This is a genomic window from Pseudomonas sp., assembly GCF_035497915.1.
Taxonomy (GTDB): Bacteria; Pseudomonadota; Gammaproteobacteria; order Pseudomonadales; family Pseudomonadaceae; genus Serpens.
In genome coordinates this window covers 1-23,190 of sequence record NZ_DATJCS010000033.1, presented here as the reverse complement: position 1 = coordinate 23,190, position 23,190 = coordinate 1, and the positions used below count along the sequence as shown (strand labels likewise).

Below are 23,190 nucleotides of genomic sequence, written 5' to 3'. Positions count from 1 at the left end.
CGCATGGGTGGTGGGCGGATGGGCTCAACCGGGGCGTCTACTCTCTTGAGTGTCCCGGTTGCAGCCTTTCGCCCGCACAGCCTAGAGGAACACGCCCATGTCCTGGAACAACCCCACCTGGATAACCTTCGTGCTGTATATCCTGGCGATGGTGCTGATCGGCTTCATCGCCTACCGCGCCACGAAGAACTTCAACGACTACATCCTCGGTGGTCGCAGTCTGGGCAGTTTTGTCACGGCGTTGTCCGCCGGGGCCTCGGACATGAGCGGCTGGCTGCTGATGGGCCTGCCGGGGGCGATCTTCGTCGCTGGCCTGTCGGAAAGCTGGATCGCCATCGGCCTGATCATCGGCGCCTGGCTCAACTGGCTGTTCGTTGCCGGCCGGCTGCGCGTACACACCGAGCACAACCACAACGCCCTCACCCTGCCGGATTACTTCACCCACCGCTTCGAGGACAACAGTCGCCTGCTGCGCATCTTCTCGGCGCTGGTGATCCTGGTGTTCTTCACCATCTACTGTGCCTCCGGCGTGGTGGCGGGGGCGCGGCTGTTCGAAACCACCTTCGGCGTGCCGTACCAGTACGCCATCTGGCTCGGCGCGGCGGCCACCATCCTCTACGTGTTTGTCGGCGGCTTCCTGGCGGTGAGCTGGACCGACACGGTGCAGGCTTCGCTGATGATCCTGGCGCTGCTGATCACGCCGCTGTTCGTGATTCTCGCCCTCGGCGACCTGGGCGTGGCGATGGACACCATCGCCGCCCAGGACCCGTCCAACTTCGACATGTTCCGCGGCCTGTCCTTCATCGCCATCATTTCGCTGATGGGCTGGGGGCTCGGCTATTTCGGCCAGCCACACATCCTGGTGCGCTTCATGGCCGCCAGCTCGGTGCGCGCCATTCCCCGGGCGCGGCGCATCGGCATGACCTGGATGATCCTCTGCCTGGCCGGCGCCGTGGCGGTCGGCTTCCTCGGCATCGCCTATTTCGCCGGCCATCCCGAGCAGGCCGGCCCGGTGACCGAGAACGGTGAGCGGGTGTTCATGGAGCTGGTGAAGATCCTCTTCAACCCCTGGGTGGCCGGGGTGATCCTGTCCGGGGTGCTGGCGGCGGTGATGAGTACCCTCAGTGCCCAGTTGCTGGTGTCTTCCAGCGCGCTGACCCAGGACTTCTACAAGTCCTTCCTGCGCAAGCAGGCCTCCGAGCGCGAACTGGTGTGGGTCGGCCGCGGCATGGTGCTGCTGATCGCGCTGATCGCCATCGGCATCGCCTCCAACCCGGACAGCAAGGTGCTGGGCCTGGTGTCGTACGCCTGGGCCGGCTTCGGCGCGGCCTTTGGGCCGGTGGTGCTGATTTCGGTGCTGTGGAAGCGCATGACCCGCAACGGCGCGCTGGCCGGCATGCTGGTGGGCGCCATCACCGTGGTGGTGTGGAAGAACTTCATCGGCCTGGGCCTGTACGAGATCATCCCGGGCTTCATCCTGGCCAGCCTGACCATCTACGTGGTCAGCCTGATGGGCAAGGAACCGACGGCGGACATCCAGCGGCGCTTCGATATTGCCGAGAAGGAATACCAGGACGCGCACATCTGAGGCGGCGGGCCGGCTGGCGCCGGCCTTTGGCCGGGATAAACCCGGCCCCACACCGGTTGGTGCCGCTCCGTGTTGTGGGATTGCTTTGCTTTCCTGTGGGGCCGGCTTTACGCCGGCCGACGGAGCTGAGGTTGTGCAATCCAGGCCGGCTGGCGCCAGCCTTGGCCGGGATAAACCCGGCCACCACACAGTTTGGCGCAGGTCCGTGCCGTGGGATTACCTCCTGTAGGGCCGGCTTAACGCCGGCCTTTGGCCGGGATAAACCCGGCCCCACACCGGTTGGTGCCGCTCCGTGTTGTGGGATTGCTTTCCTGTGGGGCCGGCTTAACGCCGGCCGACGGAGCTGAGGTTGTGCAATCCAGGCCGGCTGCGCCAGCCTTGGCCGGGATAAACCCGGCCGCCACAGGTCAGGCAGCGTGTCAGTTCAGCACGAAGCCCTTCGGCTGCACGGCCTCCGGCAGCGGCTCGCCGAGCACTTCCAGCACGTCCCGCTCGATGACGCGCACCAGTGCATCGAGCGGCAGGTCGTTGTCGGCGAAACCGAACGGGTCCTCCAGCTCGTCGCCCAGCGCGTCCAGGCCGAAGAAGGTGTAGGCGATGATGGCCACCACCAGTGGGGTCATCAGCTCCAGCGAGCTGACCAGGCCGAACGGCAGCATCAGGCAGAACAGCCAGGCGGTGCGGTGCAGCAGCAGCGAATAGGCGAAGGGCGTCGGCGTGCTCTTGATCCGTTCGCAGCTGGCCTGCGCCGTGCTCATGCCATCCAGCCGGCGGGTCAGGTTCTGGTAGAGCACGTCACTGAGCTCGCCCCGGCGCAGGCAGGCCGCCAGGTCACTGGCCATGCTGTTCAGCAGGCCATCCGGCACCTGATGGCGGCTCCGTAGCGCAGCCGCGTCCTCGGCGCCGATCCACGGCCGCACCGCGGGCAAAGGGTCCTGACCACGTAGCGAGGCGGCCAGCGCATGGGCGAAGGCGATGCAGCGCCGCAGGGTGCGCTCGCGCAGGGCGGCATGGGCCTCGTCACCGAGCAGGGCGTGGGTGTCACGGGCCAGGCCGCGGCTCTGGATGACCAGCTCGCCCCACAGCTTGCGGGCTTCCCACCAGCGGTCGTAGCAGGTGCTGTTGCGAAAGCCGAGGAACACCGACAGGGCTACGCCCAGCAGCGAGAAGGCCGGAGCGCTCAGGGTGCGCAGCGATTCCAGGTCGCCATGTTCGTAGAACCAGACGGTTACGCAGGCCAGCAGGCTGATGAAGAGAATCTTGGCGGCGATCTTGGGCAGGATGGAACCGCGCAGGATGAAGAACAGCTGCAACGCACCGGGGCGCGGGCGAACGATCATTCAGGGGGGATATCCAGGGGGTAAAACGGGGGAGGGGCGGGGCGCGGCATTATGCGCCGCACCCTGTAGCCCAGCCAGCACCTGACCCTGTGCCCGACCTGCGACATCTTGGCGCAGGGCTGTGCCGCTGTTCAGCGCACCCGGGTCGCCGCGCTGACGCCCTCCAGGGTGGCGAAGGAGGTGTCCTTGGCGGTGAGCAGGAAGTCGCGCATGAAGGGCGCGTCCAGCATGTCGGCGCGGATCGCCGCGTACAGGGTGGCGAACAGGCCCTTCTCGCCCAGCCGCTTGGCCGTCACGTAACCGCGCGAGCTGTACTCGTGCAGCGCCCAGTTGGGCAGGCAGCACACGCCGCGCCCGCTGGCCACCAGCTGCATCATCATCACCGTGAGCTCCGCGGTGCGCACCTGGCCGGGCTCGATGTCGGCCGGCTCCAGGAAGCGGGTGAAGATGTCCAGCCGGTCGCGTTCCACCGGGTAGGTGATCAGGGTTTCCCGTTGCAGGTCTTCCGGCACCACGTAGGGACGGCTGGCCAGCGGATGCTGGTTGGCCACCGCCAGCAGTGCCTCGTAGGTGAACAGCGGCACGTAGGTGATGCCGGACAGCTCCAGCGGATCGGAGGTCACCACCAGATCCAGGTCGCCCCGGGCCAGCGCCGGCAGCGGTGCGAAGGAAAAGCCCGAGGCCAGGTCCAGCTCCACTTCCGGCCAGGCATCGCGGAACTGGTCGATGGTCGGCATCAGCCACTGGAAGCAACTGTGGCACTCGATGGCCATGTGCAGGCGGCCGGCGGTGCCGCCGGCCAGGCGCGCCAGGTCGCGTTCCGTGCCGCGCAACTGCGGCAGCACGGCGTCGGCCAGTTGCAGGAGGCGCAGGCCGGCGCTGGTAAAGCGCACCGGCTTGGTCTTGCGCACGAACAGCGGCATGCCCAGGCGTTCCTCCAGTTCCTTGAACTGGTGGGACAGCGCCGACTGGGTCAGATGCAGACGCTCGGCCGCCTCCACCAGGCTGTCTGCCTCGCGTAGCGCATGAAGGGTTTTCAGGTGGCGGATTTCCAGCATTGCGCAACTCTCCCGGAGCGACGGCGCGCCCATGAGCAGTGTTCATGAATGGCGGGGAGTGTGGCGCAGGGCGGGCGTGCAAGTCGAGCGCGGCGCGGTGGTCAGGCTGAACTATGCTGTTACGGCGTCATCCACCGAGGATTACCGTCATGAAAGGCCATGAAACCCGCAAGCAGGGCAAGAAGAAACCCCAGCGCACCCTGCAGGAGAAACGCCAGGCCAAGCGGGCCAGGAAGTCGGGCGCGACACTGCTGGGCAGCCATGCCCCGAGCTAAGCGCAGCTACCGCGCCGGGGCGCGTGCCGGCAGGCGTGCGCCGTACAGATTGACCAACAAGCCGGCCAGCACCAGTCCGACCCCGGCCCCCTGCTGGGTGTCCAGACGCTCCCCCAGCAGCAGGGCCGAGGCGCTCAGGCCCACCACCGGCACCAGCAGCGAGAAAGGCGCGACCTGGCTGGCCGGGTAGCGGCTCAGCAGTCGGCCCCACAGGCCATAGCCGAGCATGGTGGCGGCAAAGGCCAGGTAGGCGATGGCCAGCAGTGAAGTCAGATCGAGGCCGAGCAATGCCCGCTCCAGGGTCGCCAGCCCCTCCAGCCACAGGGACAGCGCCAGGAACGGCAGCGGCGGCACCAGCGCGCCCCAGATCACCAGGCCCAGGATGTCCACGCGGCCAATCCGTCGCGACACAATATTGCCCAGTGCCCACATGGACGCGGCACACAGGGTCAGCGCAAAGCCCGCCAGCGTCATGCCCTGGCCGCTCTGCAAACCGATCAGCGTCAGCCCCGTGGCGGCGACCAGCAAGCCGAGCCATTGGCCGGTGCGCACCCGTTCGCCGAGCAGCGGCACGGCGAACAGCAGGGTGAGGAAGGCTTGCGCTTGCAGCACCAGCGAGGCCAGTCCGGCCGGCATGCCCACCGACATGGCGTAGAACAGAAAGGCGAACTGGCCGAGCGAGATCGTCAGGCCGTAGGCCAGCAGCCAGCGCCAGGGGAGCCGCGGGCGCGGGATGAAGAAGATGGCCGGGAACAGTACCAGCAGAAAGCGCAGCGCGCCGAGCAACAGCGGCGGCACGCCCTGCAGGCCGATCTTGATGACCACGAAATTCAGCCCCCAGACGGTGATCACCACCAGGGCCAGCAACACATCCTTGAGCGGCACGCAGCACCTCCGGCCGGCGTCGAGACGGTGGGCGGCATTCCGCCGCCCAGGGAAAAGAGGAGCCTTGCGCCAGCGCGTCAGCGATGCGGGTGCAGCAGCATGTTCAGTTCATCGACCACCACCGCCCAGTCGGCGTCGTCGAGGATTTCCTCCTTGAGCAATGCCGCCTGGGAAGCTGTCCAGAACGGCGCATCGCCCACCTTCATGCCGGGTGGCAGCGGCGAATGGCGGGCGATGAAGGCGTCGATGCTGGCCTCATCGGATTCCAGGCCGAGTTGCTTGAACAGGCTGGCCAGGCTGTGGACCGGTTGTTCCATGGCATATCCCCTGCGCAGGTGAGCGTGCCTGTAACCATAGTTCAGGCCCGGGATCAGAATCCGGCGAAACGCAGGTAACTGGCGGTGATCGCATCGCCCCAGATCAGCGCGATCCAGCCGGCGATGGCCAGGTAGGGGCCGAAGGGGATGGGCGAGCCGTGCGCTGCGCCGCGCAGCTTCAGCAGGATCACCCCGAGTACCGCGCCGACCAGCGAGGACAGCAGGATGGTCAGCGGCAGGACCTGCCAGCCGCCCCAGGCGCCGAGCATGGCCAGCAGCTTGAAATCGCCGTAGCCCATGCCCTCCTTGCCGGTCAGCAGCTTGAACAGCCAGTACACCGACCACAGGCTCAGATAGCCGGCGACCGCGCCCCACAGGGCGTCTTCCAGGCTGGTGAACAGGCCGAAGTGGTTGGCGATCAGGCCCAGCCAGAGCAGCGGCAGCACCAGCGCGTCGGGCAGCAGCTGATGATCGGCATCGATCAGGCTCATGGCCAGCAGGCCCCAGCTGAGCAGCAGCATGGCGGCGCAGGCCCAGCCGAAACCGAAGTGCCAGGCGACGAAGGCCGACAGCAGGCCGCTGGCGAGCTCCACCAGCGGGTAGCGCGCGCTGATGGCGGCCTGGCAGCTGGAACACTTGCCGCGCAGCGCCAGCCAGCTGAGCAGTGGAATGTTCTCCCAGGGGCGAATGGCGTGGCCGCAGTGCGGGCAGGTCGAGTTCGGCGTCAACAGGTTGAAGGCCGGCCCGGCGGGTTCGGCGGGCAGCGCCAGCACGTCACGGGCCTGCTGCTGCCAGTCGCGCTGCAGCATCAGCGGCAAGCGATAGACCAGTACATTGAGGAAGCTGCCAACCAGCAGGCCGAGCAGCAGGGCGCACAAGACAAAGGCCAGCGGGTGGCTGGCCAGGTAAGCGGCAAGGGACATCGTCAACCCTCTTTAAACGCCAGATGATTGTATGGCCTCCTTGTGGGAGCGAACTTGTTCGCGAGCTCCTGGGCAGGCCCAGTACCCACAGCCGAAAAGCTCGCGGACAAGTCCGCTCCCACACGAAAAGCGCCAGCCCGCCTTACACCACCGCGCCCAGCTGGAAGATCGGCAGGTACATGGCAATGATCAGGCCGCCGACCAGCACGCCGAGCACCGCCATGATCATCGGTTCCATCAGCGCGGTCAGGCCGTCGACCATGTTATCGACCTCAGCCTCATAAAAGGTCGCCACCTTGTCGAGCATCCCATCCAGCGAACCGGATTCCTCGCCGATGGCGGTCATCTGCAGCGCCATGGCCGGGAACACGCCGGTGGTGCGCATGGAGAAGTTCAGTTGCATGCCGGTGGACACATCCTGCTTGACCTTCAGCACCGCGTTCTTGAACACGATGTTGCCGGTGGCGCCGGCCACCGAGTCCAGCGCGTCGACCAGCGGCACACCGGCGGCGAAGGTGGTCGCCAGGGTGCGGGCATAGCGCGCCATGGAGGACTTGTAGAGGATGTCGCCGACGATCGGCAATTTGAGCACCGAGCGGTCGACGAAGTCGCGGAATTTCTGCGAGCGCTTGTGGGCTTCCTTGAACAGGAAGCCGGCGGCGAAGAAAGCGACCAGCAGCATCAGCCAGTATTCCTGCAGCGCTTCGGACAGGCCGATGACCATCAGCGTGAAGGCCGGCAGCTCGGCGCCGAAGTTGGCGAACACCGACTGGAACTGCGGCACCACCTTGATCAGCAGGATGGCCGATACGATGATCGCCACCAGCACCACCGCGATCGGGTAGTTCATTGCCTTTTTGATCTTGGCCTTGAGCGCCTCGGTCTTCTCCTTGTAGGTGGCCACCCGGTCCAGCAGGGTTTCCAGCGCACCGGATTGCTCGCCGGCATCCACCAGGTTGCAGTACAGCTCGTCGAAGTACTGCGGGCGTTTGCGCAGCGAGCTGGCCAGGCTGTTGCCCGCCGCCACGTCCTGCTTCACGTCGTCCACCAGCTTGCGCATGTTGGGGTTGTCGAAGCCCTCACCGATGATGTCGAAGGCCGACAGCAGCGGCACACCGGCCTTCATCATGGTGGCCATCTGGCGGGTGAACAGCGCGATGTCCAGCGGCTTGATCTTCTTGCCCGCGCCGAAGATCGACACGGCCTTCTTGCGCACCTTGGTCGGGTTGATGCCCTGCTTGCGCAACTGGGCCTTCACCAGCGCCGGGTTGCTGCCGCTGAGCTCGCCCTTTACCTTGGCGCCGCGCCGGTCGACGCCTTCCCAGGTAAACAGGCTGGTCTTCAATGCTTTCTCGGCCATGGTTAGTCCTTGGTCACCCGGTTGACTTCTTCGAGGCTGGTCACGCCCTGCATCACTTTCAGCAGACCGGAAGTGCGCAGATCGTTGAAACCGTCCTCACGCATCTGCGCGGCGATTTCGATGGAATTGCCGTCGGCCATGATAAGGCGCTGCAGGTTGGGGGTATTTTTAACCACTTCATAAATACCGACGCGGCCCTTGTAGCCATCCTTGCAGTGTTCGCAGCCGACCGGGCCATACAGTTTGAACTTGCCGATGTGGCTGTCCCGGAAGCCTTCGCGCAGCAGCGTCTCGCGCGGTACCTCGACCGGCTTCTTGCAGCTGGCGCACAGCTTGCGGGCCAGGCGCTGGGCGATGATCAGGTTCACCGAGGTGGCGATGTTGAACGCCGCCACGCCCATGTTGCGCAGGCGCGTGAGGGTTTCCGCCGCGCTGTTGGTGTGCAGGGTGGACATCACCATGTGGCCGGTCTGCGCCGCCTTGATGGCGATCTCGGCGGTTTCCAGGTCACGGATTTCCCCGACCATGATCACGTCCGGGTCCTGGCGCAGGAAGGCGCGCAGCGCCTGGGCGAAGTCCATGCCCTGGCGCGGGTTGACGTTCACCTGGTTGATGCCTTCCAGGTTGATTTCCACCGGGTCTTCGGCGGTGGAAATGTTGATGTCCGCCGTGTTGAGAATGTGGATGCCGGTATACAGGGAAACGGTCTTGCCCGAGCCGGTGGGGCCGGTGACCAGGATCATGCCCTGCGGCTGCTGCAGCGCCTGCAGGTACAGTTCCTTCTGATTCTCTTCGTAACCCAGGGCGTCGATACCCAGCTGCGCGCTGGTGGGGTCGAGGATCCGCATCACGATCTTCTCGCCCCACAGCGTCGGCAGGGTGTTGACGCGGAAGTCGATGGCCTTGGTCTTGGAGATCTTCATCTTGATCCGGCCGTCCTGCGGCTTGCGCCGCTCGGAGATGTCCAGCCCGGCCATCACCTTCAGGCGCGCGGCGATGCGCGTGGCCAGCTGGATCGGTGGACGCGACGCCTCGTGCAGCACACCGTCGGTGCGAAAGCGCACCCGGTAGGTCTTCTCGTAGGGCTCGAAATGCAGATCCGAGGAGCCGCCCTTGATGGCGTCCAGCAGCATCTTGTTGACGAAGCGCACCACCGGAGCGTCGTCAGCCGCTTCGCCATCGTCGCGGGCGGCCTTGTCGTCGTTGCCGCTCTCGATGTCCAGGCCATCCAGGTCCACATCGTCCAGATCGCTGAGCGACGAGGTGGCGTTCTCGAAGAACTTGTCCAGCGCCACGCCCAGCTTGTCGTCCTCGACCAGGATGCCCTCGGTGGTCAGCCCGGTGCTGAACTGCACATCGTTGATGGCCTGCTGGTTGGAGGGGTCGGAGACCGCCACGAACAGCTTGTTGCCGCGCTTCCACAGCGGCAGCAGGCGATGCTGGCGGGCCAGCTTCTCGCTGATCAGCTCCCTGGGTTGCTGCTCCCGGTCGATGGCGCCGAGGTCCAGCAGGGCCACGCCGAACTGCTCGGCGGCCAGCTCGGCCACCGCGCGGCCTCGGGCCAGCTTGTTCTGCACCACATAACTGATCAGCGACTGACCGCTGCGCTGGGCCTGCACCTGCGCCTGCTGGGCGGTCTTCTCATCGAGCAGCCCGGCCTGCACCAATTGGCGGGCCAGACCGGAAAGGGAAAGGGCGGTATTCATCGGCACACTCCGTGGCAATGGCCGCCTTATAACGCAGCCACGCAGCGACTTCTGAAACCTGGCGCACACAGTGACGCGGGTTGTCACTTTCTGGTCGGAGAGTGTCCGCTAATGGGTGTTTGCCGGAATGTTCGGCGAGGATGGCAACTGTTTGATATCAGATGGCCATTTTTTAGCGTGATCGGCATCTCTGCGGGTTTTTATTGCGCGTCACAAATATGACAGTTCAAAGGCTGTTTGTTTTCTCGATAAAAGACTGATTAAACAATGAGTTATGTCGATATGAGATGAGTTTCGAGCGCTGAGCGGGCCAAGGCATGTCGGCTTTCTGGCACGCCGGCTGCTGCTTCCTGGGCAGGTCATCGGACCTTGAACAATCCCAAGGGAGATACAGCATGAAAGCTCAAATGCAGAAAGGTTTTACCCTGATCGAATTGATGATCGTTGTGGCGATCATCGGCATTCTGGCGGCGGTGGCGCTGCCGGCGTATCAGGATTACACCGTTAAAGCCAAAATGGCAGAAGTTGTTCTGGCGGGCAGTGCATGCCGCACTACGATTACTGAGTCGTATCAGAGCATGAGTGGCACTGCGGGTCCCGGTGCAAATGGTTGGGGTTGCGAATCGGCAACAGCAACTACCAAATACGTGGCGTCTGTTTCCACCACTGAGAATGGTGTTGTTACTGTAACTACTCAAGGCTTTAACGACGCTACTATTGACGGTAAGACTATTACTATGACCCCGTATTCTGATGCTGCCTCGACCGTAGCTATGGCCGTAGCTACTGATTTGGGTAAGGCAGTTGTATCTTGGAAGTGCATGCCTGGTGCTGGTGCCGCCGGTGTTCCTGCTAAATACCTTCCTGGCTCCTGTAAGTAAATTAAGAAGAAAAGCATCCAAAGGGGACAGATTTATTTCTGCCTCTGCTCTCCCAAAGCCCCGCCTTTTTGGCGGGGCTTTGTCGTTTAAGCTTGCCAATTTTCACGGGGTACCGCTGCTGTGGATGTCAGCCGGCTGGGATCAGCCGTACAAAAAAAGGGACAGGGTGTAGGGTGGATAACTCGCGCAGCGATTATCCACCGCAAGGGCGTCCCGGTAGACAAGGCTTTGCCGTTGTCTACCCTACGGGGCGGCGAAAAGAGGGCGAGGCGGAACTCACACAACCTGTGGGAGCGAATTCAATCGCGAGCTTTTGGGTTTGGTGCGCGCCGGGTCGCGGCTGAAGCCCCTCCTACAGGAGCGGGGCGTTCATCACCGCTGCTTCGGCCTTTTCCAGACGTTTTTGCCGCGCCGATCCGGCGATCTTCAGCAGCCCGCTGTCGCGCCGCCAGAGTGCGGCCCATTCACCTGCGCTGTCCAAGGCGATGTCGAGTTCGGCCTGCAGGGATTCGAACTGCGCAAACACCCCGCCCAGTAGCAGATGCGTCGCGGCTTCACGGGGATCAAGGCGGGCGACTTCGCTGCCTGCCGCCAACACGCCGGCCAGTTTCAGGCGCAACGCCTGCGGCCACTGGCATTCCAGGCCGACCCCATACAGCCAGGCGCTCAATGCCAATAGCACGTGAACATCCTCCAGCGTGCGAAACGGCTTGGCGTAGTCATCCCAGCCATCGCCGGGCAATGCCTGCGCCACGGCGGCATCGAGCAGCAGGCGGGCGTGGGGGATGTCCGTGGCGATGGGCAGCGGCGGCAGGCTTTCCAACGCGACCCCGGAAGTATCGCGCGCAACATGGCACAGGCTGATGCGCACAGCCTCGCCCTCCGGCTCGCTGCGCGCGGCAACCAGAAACCAGTCAGCCTCGGTCCCGCCGGTGACGAAATCCTTGCAGCCGCTCAGCCGGCCATTCTCCAGCCGAGTGCTCATATCCGCCGGACGCACACTACGCCGTTCCGTCACGCAGAAAGCACCAAGACTTGCCGGCGCTTCCGGCCAGAGCGCGCGCAGCGCCGCCTGGTAACCGGCGAGAAAGGCCAGCCCCGGAGTGGCGGACAGGCGTCCACCAAGGATGGCCATTTGCGCAGTCGACAAACCCTGGGCCTGTTCCTGCAACTGGGCGTACCACGCCGGCAGGGGCGAGGCGGGCAAGCGTTGCAGCGGGCCGAGCAGGCGTTTCCAGGGCATGGTTTCTTCCTTGAAGCGTGGTCAGCTCAGTTCGATCTGGTCGTCGTGGATCTGAATTAGCCCCTGCTTGTAGAGTCCGCCGATGGCCTTCTTGAAGTTGCCCTTGCTGACCCCAAAATGCTGGGCGATGAGCTGCGGGTCACTTTTGTCGCCGAGCGGCAGGCTGCCGCCATTGGCGCGCAGTTTTTCGAGAATCTGCTCGCCGAGGCTGTCGCGCACCTGCTCGGGCGGCGGCTGCAGGCTCAGGCTGATCTTGCCATCTTCGCGCACTTCGCGGATGTAGCCGGTCTCCCGCGAGCCGGGGCGCAGGAACTTGAACACCTCGTTCTTGTGGATCAGGCCCCAGTGGCTGTTGTCGATGATGGCCTTGAAGCCCAGGTCGGTCTTCTCCGCCACCAGCAGGTCGACCTGCTGGCCACGGGTGTAACGCGGCGGGGTCTGGTCCAGGTAGCGATCCAGGCGGGCGGTGGCGGTGATGCGCCGGGTGCGCGGATCGAGGTAGACATACACAACGCAGTAGTCGCCGACCTGCAGCGGGCGCTTTTCTTCCGAATGCGGCAGCAGCAGATCCTTGGGCAGTCCCCAGTCGAGGAACAGGCCGATGCGGTTGATCTCCACCACCTTGAGGCTGGCGAAACCGCCGACTTCCACCTTGGGTTTGAGGGTGGTGGCGATGGGGCGGTCTTCGCTGTCGAGATAGACGAAGACGTTCAGCCAGTCACCTTCCTCGCTGGGCTCATCCTTGGGGATGTAACGCTTGGGCAGGAGGATTTCGTCGCCGGCACCGTCGTCCAGATACAGGCCGAAGTCGGTGTGCTTGGTGACCTGCAGTGAATTGAATCGACCGATCAGTGCCATGTTGGGGTGTGCCTCGCTACGTCAGGGCGCGCATTCTACGCGGTTTCCTACTTCAGGCCGACACGCAGCAGTTTGCCGTTCGGCTCGTCGGTGAGCAGATACAGGAAGCCATCCGGCCCCTGGCGCACGTCGCGGATGCGCTTGCCCAGTTGGCCGAGCAGGCGCTCCTCGTGGACGACGCGCTCGCCGTCCAGTTGCAGGCGGATCAGCTCGCCCTTGAGCGCACCGATGAACAGGTTGTCGCGCCAGGCGGGGAAACGCGTGTGACTGTAGAAGGCCATGCCGCTGATCGCCGGTGATTTTTCCCAGACGTAATGCGGCGGCTCGGTGCCCTCGACTTGCTTGCCCTTGGCCTCCGGGATCGCTGTGAAGCTGTAGTTGATGCCGTGGGTGGCCAGCGGCCAGCCGTAATTGCGGCCGGGGCGCGGGATGTTGATCTCGTCACCGCCGCGCGGGCCGTGCTCGTGCAGCCACAGCGTGCCGCTGCGCGGATCGAGGGCCATGCCCTGCGGGTTGCGATGGCCATAGGACCAGATTTCCGGGCGCGCGCCCGGGCGGTTCACGAAGGGGTTGTCGGCCGGCACGCGGCCATCGGCGTGCAGGCGCACCAGCTTGCCTTGCAGCTTGTCCAGGTCCTGGGACGTGGGGCGCTGATTGTTTTCGCCCAGGGCGATGAACAGATAGCCGTCGCGATCAAACACCAGGCGCGCGCCGAAATGGATGCCGGTGGAGAGCTTGGGCTGCTGCTGGAAGAAGCGCTGGAAGTTCTCCAGGCGGGCGCCGTCATTGCTCAATCGCCCGCGGCCCACGGCGGTGCCGGCCTTGCCGTCGCCGGCTTCGGCGTAGGCGAGGTAGATCAGCCGGTCCTGTGCGAACTGCGGCGACAGCGCCACCTCCAGCAGGCCGCCTTGGCCCCGGGCATACACCGCCGGCACGCCGTCGATGGGCGGCGACAGTGCGCCGCCGATCTTCAGCAGGCGTAAACGCCCGGGGCGCTCGGTGATCAGCAGGCCCTGATCATCCGGCAGGAAGGCCAGCGACCAGGGATGTTCCAGGCCGCCGATCATTTCATCGACCTGCAGAGTGCCCTGTTCGCTGGGATAGTCGGCGGCGCGCGCGAGCGTAGCCAGCGTGGCCAACAGGAGAATGCCGATCCATTTGCCCATGGCGCTGCTCCGTGGAATGAATGCTCGACACACTATAGGTGCTGGTCATCCTGGGCTATACCGGTGGGGAACCTGTCGGAGGATGGAGCCATGCCGAGTCGCCTGAGCAGCGAAGATCAGCAGCGCGTGAACGAGTACCTCAACGCCCCGCAGCACCGGGTCGAGCGTCGGCCGTTCCGGCCCTTGTTTCTGCTGTTGATGACGGTGGGGGTGGTGGTGCTGCTGGGCGGGCTGAGCCGCTGGTTGGCGGCGCTGGTGGTATGAGCTGAAAACCTGTGGTGGGTCTTAACACCGTCGGCCGGGATAAACCCGGCCCTACACAAGGCCGAAGCGCCTTGCTCTCCTGTAGGGCCGGCTTTACGCCGGCCGGCTCAGCGCTGGTCTGGTCGCCGTACGGTGTGAAGCATCCCTCCGGTGGCCAAGGCTTTGCCTTGACCACCCAGCGGGCCGTCCCGGCGCGGGATCTCAGCCGGGAAACTGCTGCTTCAGCTGCTCCAGTTCCGCGTCCTTTTCCTGCCACAGCTGGTTGACCCACTGCTGGAAGGCCAGGCGGTACTCCGGGTCGCTGTCATAGCTGCGGCCGATGAATTGCGCGGGGATCTCGCGCTTGCGCACGCGCATGACCACCTGGGGAATACGACCGCTCAGCAGATCCCAGAAGGTGGGCCGGCCGGCCGGGTAGTGGATGGTCACGTCGACCATCGACTCCAGCTGTTCACCCATGGCGTCCAGCACGAAGGCGATGCCGCCGGCCTTGGGCTTGAGCAGGTGCTGGAACGGCGACTGCTGCTGGTCGTGCTTGGCCGGGGTGAAGCGGGTGCCTTCCAGGAAGTTGAACACCGACACCGGGTTGGTCTTGTAGCGCTCGCAGGCCTTGCGGGTGGTGGCCAGGTCCTGGCCCTGCTTGTGCGGATACTTGCGCAGGTATTCCTTGCTGTAGCGCTTCATGAACGGAAACTCGAGCGCCCACCAGCACAGGCCGATCACCGGCACCCAGATCAGCTCCTGCTTGAGGAAGAACTTGAGGATCGGCATGCGGCGGTTGAACTGGTACTGCAGGACCAGGATGTCCGCCCAGCTCTGGTGGTTGCTGCTCACCAGATAGGACTGGCGCATGTCCACCAGGTCGCGGCCCTGTACATCCCAGCGGGTGCGGCAGACCAGGTCCATCCAGAAGCTGTTGATGGCCATCCAGCTCTCGGCGATCCAGTGCATGCCATGGCGCAACGCGCGTTGCGCCACCGGGATGGGCAGCAGCAGCTTGAGCAGGGACAGTGCGAACAGCGGCCAGCAACAGATCAGCGTGTTCAGCGCCAGGATCAGGCCGGCGATGATGCCGCGCAGGGTGGCGGGGAGAAAACTCAGCATTGGCCGACTCTCGTCAGGGAAAATTGGCCGCAAGGTTAACGATTGTGCACTCAACTGCAAGCGTCACGAGTGACCGAATGGTCACGAAAACCGCCGTTCAGAGCCGTTCGTGCGTCAATCGAGCAGGGCCAGGGTATCCAGCGCGATCTGTTTTTCCTCGTTGGTCGGCACCACCAGGATGCGCGGCGTGCCGGGGCGGTGGATGGCGCCGATCACCCCGCCGACACAGATGGCGTTGGCCTGCGGGTCGATGGCCAGGCCGAACAGCGGCAGCCAGGCCACGGTGCGGGCGCGCACCAGCACCGAGTTCTCGCCGATGCCGCCGGTGAACAACAGCCCGTCCAGGCGCGGCAGGGCGCAGCTCATGGCTGCCAGCGATTTGGCCAGCCGGTAGCAGAACACCTCGATGGCCAGGGTCGCGAGTCGATGCCCCTCGCCGCGCGCCTGTTCCAGGGTGCGCATGTCGTTGGACAGCCCCGAGAGGCCAAGCAGGCCGCTCTGATGATTGAGCAGCCGCTCCACATCCTCCAGCTTCCAGCCCAGCGTGCGGGCCAGGTGGCCGTGCAGGTTCGGGTCCACGTCGCCGCTGCGGGTGCCCATCACCACGCCTTCCAGGGGCGTCAGCCCCATGCTGGTGTCGCGGCTCTGGCCATCGACGACGGCGCAGGTGGAACTGCCGTTGCCCAGGTGCGCGACCAGCCAGCAGCTGTCGCCGACCGCCAGGTTGCAGAACTGCGCGGCACGTCGGCTGACGTAGCGGTGACTGGTGCCGTGGAAGCCGTAGCGGCGCACGCCCTGTTCCCGGTACAGCTGATCGGGCAGGGCATAGCGGAAGGCGTGTTCCGGCAGGCTCTGGTGAAAGGCGGTGTCGAACACGGCAATGTGCGGCAGATCGGGATAGACCTGCATGGCCGTCTCGATGCCCAGCAGGTTGGCCGGATTGTGCAGCGGCGCCAGCGGCACGGTGGCGCGGATGGTGTCGATCACCTCGGCGTCGATGCGACAGGACTGGGTGAAACGCTCCCCGCCATGCACCACCCGGTGGCCGACGCCGTGCAGTCGTCCGCCACAGGCTTCGTTGACCATCGGCAGCAGCTGGCGCAGCAGCTCGCCGTGGTCCGCGCCGGGCAGCGCCCGCTGCTGGCGGATGGCTTCGCCGCGCCACCAGCGCAGGCTGGCCTCGGCGCTGCCTAGGCGTTCGCCCAGGCCGCTGAGCAACGGCCGGGAATGGGCCTCGCACTGCAGCGAGAACTTCAGTGACGAACTACCGCAATTGATCACCAGAACGTTGCGCGCACCCATCGGGGACTCCCTCGGCAGGGCCGGCCTGCCGGCACCAGCCGCAATCGAACGGTTGACCGATGCGGCGGGCGCGGCTGGCGGCATTCAGTACCCAGGGCCGCGACTGCCAGGGCGGCGAATGACGCAGGTGCTGGGTGTGTCCACATGACAGTAGCGCAACCCAGTGGCCCTCATCGTCCTGGCGGTAGCCGAGCAGCGCCGGCGCGACCCGCCTGTCCGCGTATGGTTCGCTTTCAGCTGCCCGCGCGGGTAAACTTGCGCGCTCCAAACTCTCTATCAAAAGGTCTTCCCCATGCAGATCGCCGCCAACAAGGCTGTCTCCATCGACTATACCCTCACCAACGATGCCGGCGAGGTGATCGACAGCTCCGCTGGCGGCGCGCCGCTGGTCTACCTGCACGGTTGCGGCAACATCATTGTCGGCCTGGAGAAGGCACTGGAAGGCAAGCAGGCTGGCGATCAGCTGACCGTCACCATCGAACCCGAAGACGCCTACGGCGAATACAGCGCCGAACTGGTCGCCGTGCTGGACCGCGCCATGTTCGAAGGCGTCGACGAACTGGAAGTCGGCATGCAGTTCCACGCCTCGGCGCCGGACGGCGGCATGCAGGTCGTCACCATTCGCGACATCGAAGGCAACGACGTCACCGTCGACGGCAACCACCCGCTGGCCGGCCAGCGCCTGAGCTTCGACGTCAAGGTCGTGCAGGTGCGTGAAGCCAGCCCCGAAGAAATCGCCCATGGCCACATCCATGGCGAAGGTGGTCACCACCACTGATTGCAGCCCGGGCTGGACTGCTCAAGAAGGCGCCCAGCGGGGCGCCTTTTTTATTTGCGTGCGAGAAAGGAGTTGTTTTCCATGAGTGCCCTGCACGACCTTACCTTGACGAGCCTCACGGGCGAGGAGCTACCCCTCAAACCCTACGAGGGCAAGGTGCTGTTGATCGTGAACGTCGCTTCGGAGTGCGGGCTGACCCCGCAGTACGCCGGGCTGGAGAAGCTGCAGCGCCGCTACGCCACGCGCGGCTTCAGCGTGCTGGGCGTGCCCTGCAACCAGTTCGGTGCCCAGGAGCCCTGCAGCGAGGCGCAGATCGCACGCTTCTGCGAGAAGCACTATGGGGTGAGCTTTCCCATGAGCCGCAAGCTCGAAGTCAACGGGCCGGGCCGCCATCCGCTGTACCGCCTGCTGGCCGGCGAGGGCGCGGAGTTTCCCGGCGACATCACCTGGAACTTCGAGAAGTTCCTGGTGGCTCCGGACGGTCGCGTGCTGGCCCGCTTCGCGCCGCGCACCGCGCCGGATGATCCGCTGCTCGTGCAGGCCATCGAAGATGCGCTGGGCTGAGGGGCAGGGAGCGGGCGCAATGCCCGCTCCGTCTTCAACCCGCCATGCGGCGCAGGGTGTCGTCCTTCACCACGAAATGGTGAAACAGCGCCGCGGCAACGTGGCCGAGGACCAGCAACAGGAACAACCAGGCCAGCGGCGAGTGCAGGCTGCCCAGGCTGGCCAGCCAGGGAATTTCCTCGCCGCCGCGGGCCACCAGTTGCACGCCGAACACCTTCAGGCCGTAACCGTTGCCGAGCATCACGGCCAGGCCAAGCAGCGGCATCGCCAGCATGCACAGATACAGCAAGCCGTGGCCGATGCGTGCCAGCCCGCCCAGCGGCCCCGCCGGCTGCGGTCGCCGACCCCGCTGCACCACCGCCCAGGTCAGGCGCAGCAGCACCAGTACCAGCAGCAAGACACCAATGCTCACATGAGTGGGCACCAGGGTCTGGCCGATCCAGTGATCGCCTTCGTCGATGCGGTCCCCCAGCTTGAGGAATTGCAGGGTCAGCAGCAGGGCCATGCCCCAGTGCAGGATGCGGCTCACGCTGCCATAGCGGTGGGCTGAGTCGTTCATGGGTTGCTCCTTGTCGAATCGGGGTGACTTGGGTTCCAGATGAACTCGGGCAAAGGTTCGGTCGCCATGCGTTGCAAATGATTGGCCACCACCGTCTCGAGTTGCCGTAGCGCGTCTTCCTCGCCTTTCAGTCGCACCCGCAGTGTGGTTCCGTGCGCCTCGAGCTGGCACAGGCCAAGGCTCAGCGATATTTCGCTGCGTCCTTCCCCGCGCGTGACGGGGAACTTGTGCGCCCAGTGATTGCTCAGGCGGGTGATCAGGCGCTGTGGATTGTCCGTGGCGATCTGGGTGTTGGATTCCGGCATTGTTAAAGACCCTCAGCCGAAGTGGAATGCGGAAAGGGTGACGTCAAGCACCTGATCGGTGAAGGCGCGCCGGCCAGGGTCTTCGTCCGCGGCACCCGCCACCACCAGCAAGGGGATCAGATGCTCCTCGGCGCGCGGCGGATGGCACAGCCGCGCGGCGGGTGCCTGCGCCCAGTCGACCAGGCGCTGGTAGCGCTCGGCGGGCTCGGCTTCCACGGTTTCCGTCAGCCAGCGGTCGAACTGTTCGGACGGCGCCCCGAAACGGGCGTCGCCATAGGCGCGCATATTGTGAAAGCTCATGCCGCTGCCGATGATCAGCACGCCTTGGTCGCGCAGTGGCGCCAGCGCGCGGCCGGCGTCCAGGTGGGCCTGCGGGTCCAGGTCATGGCGCAGGGACAGCTGGATGACCGGGATGTCCGCATCCGGGAACATCAGCTTCAGCGGAATGAACATGCCATGGTCGAAGCCGCGTTGCGGATCCACCCGGGCGGGCTGGCCGCCCTGATTGAGCAGCGTGGCCACCCGTTCGGCCAGCGCCGGTTCGCCGGGCGCGGGGTAACGCAGTTCGTAGGTGTGCGGCGGAAAACCGTAATAGTCGTAGATCAGCTCGGGGCGGGGCGTACCTGTCACGCCGAACGCCGGCTCCAGCCAGTGCGCCGAGACCATGACGATGGCGCGCGGCCGCTCGGGTAGCGTGTCGCCCACGCTGCGCAGGTAGTCGGCCATGCGGTTCCATGCGGTCGGCGGGTTCCAGTCCATGAAGAAGCAGGGGCCAGCGCCATGGGGGATAAACAGCGTCGGTTGGCGAAGGGGGGCGGCGGTGGCCATGGGCGTGCTCCGGTAAATAGTTCTGTAGGCAGTATCTCTTGCTGTCGAAGAAGTGATAATCGGCCGATCTGAGGGTTCACCTTTAACCAAGGGTTGGAAATCATGCTGGATCGGGTCACTGGAATGCGGGTATTCGTGCGGGCGGTTGCCGCCGGCAGTCTGTCAGCGGCGGCGCGCCAGCTGGACATGTCCGCCGCCATGGCCACCAAGCACATCGATGCGCTGGAGTCGCGCCTGGGCGTCAAGCTGCTGCACCGCACCACGCGTCGCTTGAGCCTCACCGAAGCGGGCAGCGACTACCTGGAGGCCTGCCAGCGAATCCTGCCGGAGATCGATGAGGCCGAGGCCGTGGCCGCCTCGCAGCGCATCGAGGCGCGCGGCCTGTTGCGCCTCAACGCGCCGCTGTCGTTCGGCAGTCGTTTCATCGCGCCCTTGCTGCCGGCATTCAGTCGCCGCCATCCCGCCGTGCGCATCGAGCTGGGACTGACCGACAGCCAGGTCGACATGCTCGAAGGCGGCTGGGATCTCATCGTCCGCATCGGCCACCTGGCCGATAGCCAGATGCAAGCGCGCAAGCTGGGTGATTGTCCGATGTGCGTGTGTGCCGCTCCGGCTTATCTGGAGCAACGCGGTATTCCCCGGCGCGTGGCCGAGCTGGTGCAGCACAACTGCCTGGGCTACAGCCTGTCGTCCTGGGCGGGCGGCAAGGAATGGGCGTTCGGCCGTGATGGCGGCGTGCGGGTGCCGGTCACCGGCGACCTGGCCGCCAACAATGGCGACGCACTGACGGCGGCGGCCATCGGCGGCCAGGGGCTGATCTACCAGCCGCTGTTCATCGTCACCGATGCCCTCGAGCGGGGTGACCTGCTGGAAGTGACGCTGGACCAGCCCACCTGCACCCTGGGCGGCATCCATGTGCTGTATCCGCCGGACCGCCGCCCGCCGGCCAAGGTGCGCGCGATGATCGACTACCTGGTGGAGGCGTTCGCGCAGTCGCCGATGTTCGCGGCGCAGCGTTGAGCGTCACGGGCGGGTGCGGCTGCCCTGCAGGGCTTCCAGCAGGGCGAACTTCTCCCGGTCGATCTCGCCCCGGGTGCGCACGCCCAGGCGGCGCAGGATCGGCAGCGGCGGACACCAGCCCTGCAGGCCATGCTGCAGCAGGAAGGGCAGCACCACGCCGGGCAGCAGGAACCACCTGCGGTTCACGGTGAGCCCCAGCACCAGGCCGGTCAGCGCGAGTGTCGAGGCATTGACCTCGAGAATGCGCTCGACATCCCATTCCCGCTCCAGCGCGTCGATGCGCCGCAGGATGTCGTCGCGGTCCAGGCCGCTGAAATGGTGGATGTTCTGCTGGGTCCGGCGATCGATCTCGTCGTTGACCTCGTCTGACGTGGAGCGGCGGACGCGATCCGCGTCGTCCGCCGCCGCCGCATCGTATGGATGGCTTGAGAGCATGCTGGGCTCCTGTGGGTAGGCCCTCCGGCGTGGGAACGAACGGCATCCCTGCAACAGTACGAAGCTGGCCGGCGCGGCGAGTTCCCGCAACCTGCGCCGACGGGGTTACCGGCGTGACTGCCCGGTGATAAGGTAGTGACCGATTACTATCTTTCGGGGCAAGCATGAACAGCCACAGCAAGCACCTTCCGGCCGACGAGCGCCGCACCCTGACCGTGGAGGCCGTGGTGCAGCTGGCCGGCGCGAGCAATCCCAGCGAGATCACCACGGCAGCCATCGCCCAGCACATGGGCGTGACCCAGGGCGCGCTGTTCCGGCATTTTCCCAGCAAGGAAGCCATCTGGCAGGCCGTCATGGAGTGGGTGGCGGAGCGTCTGCTGAAGCGCATCGACCAATCCGCCCAAGGCATCGCGTCACCACTGGCGGCCATGGAGGCGATGTTCATGAGCCATGTCGAGTTCGTGATCGAGCACCCCGGCGTGCCGCGCATGCTCTTCGGCGAGCTGCAGCGCGCCGAGCCGACCCCGGCCAAGCGCATGGTGCAGACCCTGCTCAAGCGCTATGGCGAGCGCCTGCATCGCCTGATCGAGACGGCCAAGAGCGACGGCGAACTGCCTTCCGGCCTGGACAGCGAGGCGGCGGCGATCCTGTTCATCGGCACGATTCAGGGCCTGGTCATGCAGTCGCTGCTGGCTGGAGACGTCGCGCGCATGCGCCGCGATGCGCCGCGGGTCTTTGCGATCTACCGGAACGGCATCAGGTGCCCGCAATGAAACGCTTGCCCCTGCGCGGCCGCAGCCTGGCGCTGCTGGCCATTATCGTGCCGCTGCTGGCGCTGTTCATCTATGTCGGCGTGCGCTCCGGCCCGCTCGCGCCGGTGGCGGTGACGCTGACCAGCGTACAAGCGAGCGAAATCCGCCCGGCGCTGTTCGGCATCGGCGCGGTGGAAGCCCGTTACGTCTACAAGATCGGCCCGACGGCGGCCGGCCGCGTGAAGCGCCTGGACGTGCATGTGGGTGACGCGGTCCAGGCCGGACAGCTGCTCGGCGAAATGGACCCGGTCGATCTCGACCACCGGGTGCGTGCCCAGGAGGCGGCCTTCAAGCGTGCCCAGGCGCTGGTGCGCGAGGCCCAGGCGCGCCACGACCACGCCGCCCGCCAGGCGCAGCGCTACGAGCGGCTTTTCGCAGTGCGCTCGACCAGCGAGGAAACCGCCGCCACCAAGCGGCAGGAACTGCAGATCGCCGAAGCCGCCTTGGCGGTCGCGCAGGAAGAGCTGGCCCGCGTGGACGCCGAACGCGAAGCGCTGGTGGCGCAGCGCGGGAACTTGCGCCTGATTGCGCCGGTGGCGGGCGTGGTGGTGCAGCGTGACGCCGATCCCGGCACAACCCTGGTCGCCGGCCAGACCGTGGTGGAAGTGATCGATCCCGCCAGCCTGTGGATCAACGTGCGCTTCGACCAACTGAGCGCGGCGGGTCTGGCTAGCGGGCTGCCGGCACGCATCGCCTTGCGTTCGCAGGGTGGCCAGCTGCTGCCGGGCCGGGTGCTGCGTGTGGAACCCAAGGCCGACGCGGTGACCGAGGAAACGCTGGCCAAGGTGGTCTTCGACCAGCTCCCGCAACCGTTCCCGCCGGTCGGCGAGCTGGCCGAGGTGACGGTCGAACTCGCCGCGCTGCCGGCCGCGCCGACCATCCCGAATGCCGCCGTGCGCCGCCAGGGCGACCGCATCGGCGTCTGGCGGGTCGAGTCCGGCGCGTTGCGCTTCATCCCCGTGACGCTCGGCGCCACCGACCTGGACGGCGCGGTGCAGGTGCGCGAGGGCCTCGCCATCGGCGATCAGGTGGTGGTCTACAGCGAAAAGGCGCTGAGCGAGGGCAGCACCATCCAGGTGGTCGAGCAGATGGCCGGAGCGCTGCGATGATCAGCCTGGCCGGGCGCGACATCCTGCATTCACTGGGCAAGTTCGTGTTCACCGGCGTCGGCCTGGGCCTGCTGATCGGCGTCACCCTGGTCATGGCCGGCGTGTACCGGGGCATGGTGGCCGACGGCCGGGCCCTGCTGGACAACAGCGGCGCCGACCTGTGGGTGGTGCAGAAGGACACCCTGGGCCCGTATGCGGAACCCTCCAGCCTCAACGACGACCTGTATCGCGCCGTGCTGGCCATGCCGGGCGTTGCCCGCGCCGCCAACGTGACCTACCTGACCATGCAGGTGCGCCAGGGCGAGCGCGATGTGCGCACCATGGTGGTGGGCATCGCCCCCGGCCAGCCCGGCGCCACCCCGGGGTGGCCGCCGTATCTGATCGCCGGCCGGCAGATCACCCGTGGCCATTACGAGGCGGTGGCCGACATCGCCACGGGCTTTCGGCTCGGCGACGAGCTGAAGATCCGCCGCAACCATTACCGCGTGGTCGGCCTGACCCGGCGCATGG

27 protein-coding genes are annotated in these 23,190 nt (G+C 65.8%); 10 read left to right on the top strand and 17 right to left on the bottom strand.

Annotated features, from left to right (window positions below; genetic code table 11):
• Positions 1-97: 97 nt before the first annotated feature.
• Positions 98-1,588 (top strand): sodium/proline symporter PutP, encoded by a 1,491-nt coding sequence (putP, locus tag VL129_RS09830; RefSeq protein ID WP_325412571.1) that lies wholly within the window; start codon positions 98-100, stop codon positions 1,586-1,588.
• Between the two features lie 419 nt (positions 1,589-2,007).
• On the opposite strand, the gene VL129_RS09825 is transcribed toward putP, so the two are convergent.
• Together VL129_RS09825 and metR are read right to left on the bottom strand one after the other, a co-directional pair.
• The gene (locus VL129_RS09825; RefSeq protein WP_325412569.1) at positions 2,008-2,928 is read right to left on the bottom strand and encodes a bestrophin family protein; all 921 of its coding nucleotides are present in this window, start codon (positions 2,926-2,928) and stop codon (positions 2,008-2,010) included.
• Between the two features lie 131 nt (positions 2,929-3,059).
• Positions 3,060-3,986, bottom strand: a complete 927-nt coding sequence (metR, locus tag VL129_RS09820) for a transcriptional regulator MetR (protein WP_325412567.1) — start codon at positions 3,984-3,986, stop codon at positions 3,060-3,062.
• Between the two features lie 149 nt (positions 3,987-4,135).
• Here metR and VL129_RS09815 point away from each other — a divergent pair, with 149 nt between their 5' ends.
• The gene (locus VL129_RS09815; RefSeq protein WP_325412565.1) at positions 4,136-4,261 is read left to right on the top strand and encodes a hypothetical protein; all 126 of its coding nucleotides are present in this window, start codon (positions 4,136-4,138) and stop codon (positions 4,259-4,261) included.
• A 6-nt stretch (positions 4,262-4,267) separates the two neighbouring features.
• On the opposite strand, the gene VL129_RS09810 is transcribed toward VL129_RS09815, so the two are convergent.
• The 5 genes from VL129_RS09810 to pilB form a co-directional block, all read right to left on the bottom strand.
• Positions 4,268-5,146, bottom strand: coding sequence for an EamA family transporter (locus VL129_RS09810; RefSeq protein ID WP_325412563.1), 879 nt, complete (start codon positions 5,144-5,146; stop codon positions 4,268-4,270).
• A gap of 77 nt (positions 5,147-5,223) precedes the next feature.
• Entirely contained in the window at positions 5,224-5,463 is a 240-nt protein-coding gene (locus VL129_RS09805; RefSeq protein WP_325412561.1) for a DUF2789 domain-containing protein, read from the bottom strand.
• Between the two features lie 53 nt (positions 5,464-5,516).
• Positions 5,517-6,386 (bottom strand): prepilin peptidase, encoded by an 870-nt coding sequence (locus VL129_RS09800; protein ID WP_325412559.1) that lies wholly within the window; start codon positions 6,384-6,386, stop codon positions 5,517-5,519.
• Between the two features lie 142 nt (positions 6,387-6,528).
• Positions 6,529-7,746 carry a type II secretion system F family protein gene (locus VL129_RS09795; RefSeq protein WP_325412556.1) on the bottom strand — a complete coding sequence of 406 codons (1,218 nt, stop codon included), beginning with the start codon at positions 7,744-7,746 and terminating at the stop codon, positions 6,529-6,531.
• 2 nt (positions 7,747-7,748) lie between these two features.
• Complete coding sequence (pilB, locus tag VL129_RS09790; protein ID WP_325412554.1) at positions 7,749-9,452, bottom strand: type IV-A pilus assembly ATPase PilB; 1,704 nt, start codon at positions 9,450-9,452, stop codon at positions 7,749-7,751.
• 395 nt (positions 9,453-9,847) lie between these two features.
• On the opposite strand from pilB, the gene VL129_RS09785 reads away from it, so the two are divergent.
• A complete protein-coding gene (locus VL129_RS09785) occupies positions 9,848-10,333 on the top strand; it encodes a pilin (protein WP_325412552.1) in 486 nt (161 codons plus the stop codon).
• A gap of 352 nt (positions 10,334-10,685) precedes the next feature.
• Here the strand turns inward: VL129_RS09785 and VL129_RS09780 are convergent, their stop codons facing one another.
• Genes VL129_RS09780 through VL129_RS09770 form a run of 3 tightly spaced genes read right to left on the bottom strand, consistent with a single transcriptional unit; the run spans position 10,686 to position 13,600 of the window.
• Complete coding sequence (locus VL129_RS09780) at positions 10,686-11,576, bottom strand: acyl-CoA dehydrogenase middle domain-containing protein (protein WP_325412550.1); 891 nt, start codon at positions 11,574-11,576, stop codon at positions 10,686-10,688.
• Between the two features lie 21 nt (positions 11,577-11,597).
• On the bottom strand, positions 11,598-12,434 hold the full coding sequence (locus VL129_RS09775; protein ID WP_325412548.1) for a CvfB family protein: 837 nt from the start codon (positions 12,432-12,434) through the stop codon (positions 11,598-11,600).
• Positions 12,435-12,481: 47 nt separating this feature from the next.
• Positions 12,482-13,600, bottom strand: coding sequence for a PQQ-dependent sugar dehydrogenase (locus tag VL129_RS09770; protein WP_325412546.1), 1,119 nt, complete (start codon positions 13,598-13,600; stop codon positions 12,482-12,484).
• 90 nt (positions 13,601-13,690) lie between these two features.
• Between VL129_RS09770 and VL129_RS09765 the strand changes: the two genes are divergently transcribed.
• The gene (locus VL129_RS09765; protein WP_325412544.1) at positions 13,691-13,864 is read left to right on the top strand and encodes a DUF3094 family protein; all 174 of its coding nucleotides are present in this window, start codon (positions 13,691-13,693) and stop codon (positions 13,862-13,864) included.
• 201 nt (positions 13,865-14,065) lie between these two features.
• Here VL129_RS09765 and VL129_RS09760 read toward each other — a convergent pair whose 3' ends face one another.
• The 3 genes from VL129_RS09760 to VL129_RS09750 form a co-directional block, all read right to left on the bottom strand.
• Positions 14,066-14,968: an acyltransferase gene (locus VL129_RS09760; protein WP_325412542.1), complete on the bottom strand. Its 903-nt coding sequence runs from the start codon at positions 14,966-14,968 to the stop codon at positions 14,066-14,068.
• Between the two features lie 114 nt (positions 14,969-15,082).
• A complete protein-coding gene (locus VL129_RS09755; protein ID WP_325412540.1) occupies positions 15,083-16,270 on the bottom strand; it encodes an acetate kinase in 1,188 nt (395 codons plus the stop codon).
• The gene (locus VL129_RS09750; RefSeq protein ID WP_325412603.1) at positions 16,233-16,568 is read right to left on the bottom strand and encodes a DUF3565 domain-containing protein; all 336 of its coding nucleotides are present in this window, start codon (positions 16,566-16,568) and stop codon (positions 16,233-16,235) included. The genes VL129_RS09755 and VL129_RS09750 overlap by 38 nt, the downstream gene beginning before the upstream one ends.
• Between VL129_RS09750 and VL129_RS09745 the strand changes: the two genes are divergently transcribed.
• Both VL129_RS09745 and VL129_RS09740 read left to right on the top strand, forming a co-directional pair.
• The gene (locus VL129_RS09745) at positions 16,563-17,048 is read left to right on the top strand and encodes an FKBP-type peptidyl-prolyl cis-trans isomerase (RefSeq protein ID WP_027591497.1); all 486 of its coding nucleotides are present in this window, start codon (positions 16,563-16,565) and stop codon (positions 17,046-17,048) included. The two genes, VL129_RS09750 and VL129_RS09745, sit on opposite strands and share 6 nt — an antisense overlap.
• 81 nt (positions 17,049-17,129) lie before the next feature.
• Positions 17,130-17,612 (top strand): glutathione peroxidase, encoded by a 483-nt coding sequence (locus tag VL129_RS09740; RefSeq protein WP_325412537.1) that lies wholly within the window; start codon positions 17,130-17,132, stop codon positions 17,610-17,612.
• Between the two features lie 34 nt (positions 17,613-17,646).
• On the opposite strand, the gene VL129_RS09735 is transcribed toward VL129_RS09740, so the two are convergent.
• Genes VL129_RS09735 through VL129_RS09725 form a run of 3 tightly spaced genes read right to left on the bottom strand, consistent with a single transcriptional unit; the run spans position 17,647 to position 19,304 of the window.
• Positions 17,647-18,171 carry a cytochrome b gene (locus VL129_RS09735; RefSeq protein WP_325412535.1) on the bottom strand — a complete coding sequence of 175 codons (525 nt, stop codon included), beginning with the start codon at positions 18,169-18,171 and terminating at the stop codon, positions 17,647-17,649.
• Positions 18,168-18,476, bottom strand: coding sequence for a DUF2218 domain-containing protein (locus VL129_RS09730; protein ID WP_081798328.1), 309 nt, complete (start codon positions 18,474-18,476; stop codon positions 18,168-18,170). The genes VL129_RS09735 and VL129_RS09730 overlap by 4 nt, the downstream gene beginning before the upstream one ends.
• Positions 18,477-18,488: 12 nt before the next feature.
• Entirely contained in the window at positions 18,489-19,304 is an 816-nt protein-coding gene (locus VL129_RS09725; protein ID WP_027591494.1) for a DODA-type extradiol aromatic ring-opening family dioxygenase, read from the bottom strand.
• 102 nt (positions 19,305-19,406) lie between these two features.
• Between VL129_RS09725 and VL129_RS09720 the strand changes: the two genes are divergently transcribed.
• The gene (locus tag VL129_RS09720) at positions 19,407-20,324 is read left to right on the top strand and encodes a LysR family transcriptional regulator (RefSeq protein WP_325412532.1); all 918 of its coding nucleotides are present in this window, start codon (positions 19,407-19,409) and stop codon (positions 20,322-20,324) included.
• Positions 20,325-20,327: 3 nt separating this feature from the next.
• On the opposite strand, the gene VL129_RS09715 is transcribed toward VL129_RS09720, so the two are convergent.
• Entirely contained in the window at positions 20,328-20,759 is a 432-nt protein-coding gene (locus tag VL129_RS09715; RefSeq protein ID WP_325412529.1) for a hypothetical protein, read from the bottom strand.
• Between the two features lie 164 nt (positions 20,760-20,923).
• On the opposite strand from VL129_RS09715, the gene VL129_RS09710 reads away from it, so the two are divergent.
• From VL129_RS09710 to VL129_RS09700, 3 genes are all read left to right on the top strand, one after another.
• A complete protein-coding gene (locus tag VL129_RS09710) occupies positions 20,924-21,532 on the top strand; it encodes a TetR/AcrR family transcriptional regulator (RefSeq protein ID WP_325412527.1) in 609 nt (202 codons plus the stop codon).
• Positions 21,529-22,680 (top strand): efflux RND transporter periplasmic adaptor subunit, encoded by a 1,152-nt coding sequence (locus VL129_RS09705; protein ID WP_325412525.1) that lies wholly within the window; start codon positions 21,529-21,531, stop codon positions 22,678-22,680. Before VL129_RS09710 ends, VL129_RS09705 begins: the two co-directional genes overlap by 4 nt.
• The coding region (locus VL129_RS09700; RefSeq protein ID WP_325412524.1) for an ABC transporter permease at positions 22,677-23,190 on the top strand (514 nt) is incomplete at its 3' end. The genes VL129_RS09705 and VL129_RS09700, both read left to right, overlap by 4 nt.